Here is a 451-nt window from a genome sequence, read left to right on the forward strand (position 1 = left end):
CTTGTTGTTGTGGCTGACCAGGAAGACCGTGCCCGCCTCCTTGCGCAGCTCGCGGATGCGGGCCTCGGAGCGCTTCTGGAACTTGCGGTCACCCGTGGCGAGCGCCTCGTCGATCATCAGCACGTCGTGGTCCTTGGCCGCCGCGATGGAGAACCGCAGCCGGGCCGCCATCCCCGAGGAGTACGTACGCATCGGCAGCGTGATGAAGTCGCCCTTCTCGTTGATCCCGGAGAAGTCCACGATGCCCTGGTAGCGCTCCCTGACCTGCTCCCGGCTCATCCCCATCGCAAGGCCGCCCAGGATCACGTTGCGCTCACCCGTCAGGTCGTTCATCAGCGCCGCGTTCACCCCCAGCAGCGAGGGCTGGCCGTCGGTGAAGACCTTGCCCCGCTCCGCGGGCAGCAGCCCCGCGATCGCCCGCAGCAGCGTCGACTTGCCCGACCCGTTCGAC

Annotated in this window: 1 protein-coding gene; it reads right to left on the reverse strand. The window is 68.1% G+C overall.

Annotated features, from left to right (window positions below; genetic code table 11):
* Positions 1-451: ABC transporter ATP-binding protein (locus tag IG74_RS0144960; RefSeq protein ID WP_030689718.1), on the reverse strand; the 451-nt coding region annotated here is incomplete at both ends.

Origin of the sequence: Streptomyces sp. NRRL B-1347 (genome assembly GCF_000720325.1) — a bacterium.
Lineage (GTDB): Bacteria > Actinomycetota > Actinomycetes > Streptomycetales > Streptomycetaceae > Streptomyces.